Source organism: Bradyrhizobium sp. PRIMUS42, assembly GCF_023006515.1.
Lineage (GTDB): Bacteria > Pseudomonadota > Alphaproteobacteria > Rhizobiales > Xanthobacteraceae > Bradyrhizobium.
The window spans coordinates 1-4291 of sequence record NZ_JALBGZ010000546.1 but is presented as its reverse complement, the minus strand read 5'-3'; the positions used below and the strand labels follow the sequence as shown (position 1 = coordinate 4291).

Sequence of the window (4291 nt, the reverse complement as noted above, 5' to 3'; positions counted from 1 at the left end):
GTACGCCAGGTCACGTCGCCGACATGGTCGCGCTCTGCCGCCACGGCCCGCCATCCTCGCGCGTCGACAGTGTCACCAGCGAGACCGCCGGTGCCGATGAGCTGAATTTGCGCAGGGCCGGGGAGAAGTTCTCGGTGCTGCCGACGGTGTAGGCGCGTTGTCTGCGCGCCGTCGCCGGCCGCGGCGGTGAAGCAGGCGCCGAAGGCAGTCTCGTAGGGTGGGCAAAGGCGTGATCGTGGTGAGATTGTGGGCACGCTCCGCTTTGCCCACCTCTTGAGAACCTCACCTTGGCAGCTTGGCGATCGCTTCGCTGAGTTCGTGGATCTCGTACGGCTTGCGCAGGATCGGGAAATCCCCGCGCACGCCGGCGGCGACCTCGCTGTAGCCGGTGGCGAGCAGGATCGGCAGGCCGGGGCGGATCTGGCGGAGATGATGGGCGAGGGTGAGGCCGTCCATCTTGCCGGGCATGACGATGTCCGAGAACACGAAGTCGACGCCGTTGTTCTCGATCTCGCGCAGCGCAGCTTCGGCATCGGCGACCCGGCGCACATGGTAGCCAAGCTGCTCCAGCAGGCCGATGCTGACGATGGCGACGTCCGGATTGTCCTCCACCAGCAACACCGTGCCGCTGCCTTGGAACGCCGGCTCCCCGGCCGTGTCGGACGATGGCACGTCTTCTCCGCGCGGCAGGAGGATAGTGAAGGTCGTGCCCTTGCCGAGTTCGCTTGCGACGCTCACCGTGCCGCCGGCCTGGTGCGCGAAGCCGTGCACCTGAGATAGGCCGAGGCCGGTGCCCTTTCCGATCGGCTTGGTCGTGAAGAACGGCTCGAAGATCTTGTCGAGAACGTCACCGGGAATGCCGAGCCCGGTATCGGTGACGTCGATCGCAACGAAATTGCCGGCGAGGGTTGTCTCGTCCAGCACGACATTGCGCGCGCTGATCGTCACCGTGCCGCCGTCGGGCATCGCGTCGCGGGCATTGATGACGAGGTTGAGCAGCGCGGTCTCGAGTTCGGAGACGTCGGCCTTGATCGGCCAGACCTCGCGGTCGATGTCGAAGGCCAGGCGCACGGAGCTGCCGACGCCGGCATCGAGCACCTCGCGAATCGCCGTGATGCGTTCGGCGAAATCGATCGCCTGCGGATTGACGCTCTGCCGCCGCGCGAAGGTCAGGAGCTGGTTGGTCAGCGCCGCGCCGCGCTTGGTGGCGGTCTCGATGGCCGAGATCGCACGCTGGAGCTTGGCCGCGTCGTCGGCCCCTCGCTTCAGCATGTGGAGGCTGCCGCTGATGATCATCAGGAGGTTGTTGAAGTCGTGGGCGACCCCCCCGGTGAGTTGCCCGAGCGCGTCGAACTTCTGGGACTCGGCGAGTTGCTTCTGCATCGCCTCGAGCTTGATCTGGGTATTGCGGCGTTCGGTGATGTCGCGCGTGATCTTGGCGAATCCGACCAGTTGGCCGTCCTCGTAGATCGGATCGATCACGACACTGGCCCAGAAGAAAGTGCCGTCCCTGCGAACGCGCCAGCCTTCCTCCTCGTAGCGGCCCTTTTCCCTGGCGATGCCGAGCGCACGGGTCGGCTTGCCGTTGGCGCGGTCGGTTTCGGTGTAGAAGCGGGAGAAATGCTGGCCGAGGATCTCCTCGGGTGAATAACCCTTGATGCGCTCGCCGCCGATGTTCCAGCTGGTGATGATCCCGTTGGGATCGAGCATGTAGAGCGCGTAGTCCGCAACTCCCTCAACCAACAGCCGGAAACTGCGTTCGCTCTCGAACAAGTCTCTCTGTTGACTGAACTTTTTCACCATTCCCGGACCCTGTTCGACCGGAGCAAACGCCACAGATGGCGGATGGTTCCCTGAACTTGGGACATTTTTAGGCAGATATCCCCGCTTCGTATACGGACCGGCGCCCGCTTGACAGGGAAACGGTATTGTCAGATATTTCTGTCATGACAGAAATAACCGGAAAGAAGAAACTCCCCGTCGCCGTCGAGCGCTTCATCCTGCATTGGGGCGATATGGGGGACGAGTGGGGCGTCAATCGCTCGGTCAGCCAGATCCACGGGCTGCTCTACCTCGCCGAAGCGCCCATGACCGCCGAAGACATCGCCGACACGCTCGGCATGGCGCGCTCCAACGTCTCCAACTCGCTGAAGGAGCTGCTCGCCTGGAACCTGATCCGGCGGGTGCCGATCCTCGGCGACCGCCGCGACCATTACGAGGCCGAGACCGACATCTGGGAGGTCGCGGCCAGAATCGCGGCGCGGCGCAAGGAGCGGGAGCTCGATCCGGCGATCGCGGCGCTCAGGGCGTGCGTGTCCGACGCCGCCGGCGATCCGGCCATCAATCCGGTCGCGAGCAAGCGGCTGAAGGAGATGCTCGCCTTCACCGAGCTCGCCGATCACTGGTTCATGCAGATGCTGAAGGTGCCGCGGCCGCGGCTGGTCGCCTTGATGCGGCTTGGCGAGAAGATCGCCAACCTGCTGCCGCTGGGCAAGACCAAATAGCCTCGAGGAGGGTACGATGACGTCGGCAAGATTATCGGGCTGCAACGCATCGACCTCCGCTCACACCAGACTGCTCGACGATCGCCGCTTCCGCACGCTGCTGTCGGACGAGGATTGGGGCCGCCTGCCGCTCGCGACCTGGCGGCGCTTCTCCAAGCGCGTCGCCGACGGCGACAGCGTCGTCTATGTCGGCGTGGTCGACGAGATCGGCTTCAGCGACATTGGCTGGTGGGTCGCACAGGCCGCACGCATGATCGGCGGGCCGCTGCCGACCGGCCGTGACACCGGCGTGCCGATGATCGTGACGGTCACCGAGGATGCCGCAACCGGCGGTCAGACCTGGACGCGCATCTGCGCGCGCAAGCGCGGCTTTCCGCAAGTGATCCATTCCGCCAAGCGTTTTGCCGGTCCGACCGGGCTCGAGGAATATGTCGGCTTCGGCGTTTCGATGGCGCTCCGTATCGCGGTCGAGGACCAGGCGCTGACCTTTCGCAGCGCCGGTTATGGGCTTCAGCTTGGACGCCTGTGGATCCCGCTGCCGCAATGGCTCACGCCGGGCGATCTCACGGTGACGCACCGCGACCTCGGCGAGGGCGCGTTCCGCTTCACCCTCGATGTCATTCATCCGCGTTACGGCGCGCTGATCCACCAGTCCGCCACCTTCAGGGAGGCCGTGTCATGACACAGCTGTTGTGGACGCTCATCGCCATCCAGATCGTGATGGGCGTGTTCGACACCTTCTACCATCACGAATTCACCGAGCGCCTGGCCTGGCGGGTGTCGCAGCGCTTCGAGCTGAAGCTGCACGGCATCCGCAATATGCTCTATGCGCTGCTGTTCCTGCTGCTCGGCTGGCTCGAGGTCTATGGCGTGCTCGCGCTGCTGATCGTCGCGGTGCTGATCGCCGAGATCGTGATCACGCTGATGGATTTCGTCGAGGAGGATCTGAGCCGAAAGCTGCCGCCGAGCGAACGCATCAATCACACGCTGCTCGCCATCAATTACGGTGCCATTCTCGTGCTGCTGCTGCCGGTGCTGATCGACTGGGCGATGCAGCCGTTCGGCGTGACCGTGGTCTATCAGGGCCTGCTCAGCATGGCCGCGACCGCCTGCGCGGTTGGAGCTGCGCTGTGCGGCGTCAGGGATTTTGCCGCGATGCGCCGATTGGGCCGCATGCGCAGCGTTCCGGCGCAGGGACTTGTCGAGAAGCTGCCGGGCCGCAAGACCGTGCTGATCACTGGCGCCACCGGCTTCATTGGCAGCCGCCTCGCCACAAGCCTCAGCGGGGCGGGGCACAATGTCATCGCGTTGATCCGCAACCCCGCCAAGGCCGAGATGTTGCCGCCGCCGGTCATGCTGATCACCAGCCTCGATCAGCTCGCCGCCGACACGAAGATCGACGCCATCGTCAATCTCGCGGGCGAGCCGATCGGCAACGGCCTGTGGACGGAGGCCAAGCGCGCGAAGATCATCGGCTCGCGCATCGACATGACCGGCGAGGTCGTCAAGCTGATCGCGCGGCTTGACCACAAGCCCGAGGTGCTCGTCAGCGGCTCAGCGATCGGCTGGTATGGCCTCTGGGCCGATCAGGTGCTGACGGAATCGGCGAAATCACACGCCTGCTTCAGCCACGAGCTGTGCGCGGCCTGGGAGCAGGCGGCGCGTCCGGCGGAGGAGCTCGGCGTGCAACGTGAAGAGTTCAAGCGCCTCGGCGTCATCGGCGACTGGGACCATCCCTACGCCACCATGAGCTATCCGGCCGAAGCCCAGATCGCGCGCGAACTGAT

Annotated in this window: 4 protein-coding genes and 1 pseudogene; 4 read left to right on the top strand and 1 reads right to left on the bottom strand. The window is 65.1% G+C overall.

What is annotated here, in order from left to right:
* Window positions 1-152, top strand: a pseudogene (locus MOV75_RS28900) (acylphosphatase); the annotation flags it as partial.
* 130 nt (window positions 153-282) lie between these two features.
* Here MOV75_RS28900 and MOV75_RS28895 read toward each other — a convergent pair.
* Window positions 283-1803: a PAS domain-containing sensor histidine kinase gene (locus tag MOV75_RS28895; RefSeq protein ID WP_246929634.1), complete on the bottom strand. Its 1521-nt coding sequence runs from the start codon at window positions 1801-1803 to the stop codon at window positions 283-285.
* A gap of 143 nt (window positions 1804-1946) precedes the next feature.
* Here MOV75_RS28895 and MOV75_RS28890 point away from each other — a divergent pair, with 143 nt between their 5' ends.
* From MOV75_RS28890 to MOV75_RS28880, 3 genes are all read left to right on the top strand, one after another.
* Window positions 1947-2504, top strand: a complete 558-nt coding sequence (locus MOV75_RS28890; RefSeq protein WP_246929627.1) for a GbsR/MarR family transcriptional regulator — start codon at window positions 1947-1949, stop codon at window positions 2502-2504.
* A 16-nt stretch (window positions 2505-2520) separates the two neighbouring features.
* Window positions 2521-3186, top strand: coding sequence for a DUF4166 domain-containing protein (locus tag MOV75_RS28885; RefSeq protein WP_246929625.1), 666 nt, complete (start codon window positions 2521-2523; stop codon window positions 3184-3186).
* On the top strand, window positions 3183-4291 hold a 1109-nt coding region (locus tag MOV75_RS28880), incomplete at its 3' end, for an NAD-dependent epimerase/dehydratase family protein (protein ID WP_247007039.1). The genes MOV75_RS28885 and MOV75_RS28880, both read left to right, overlap by 4 nt.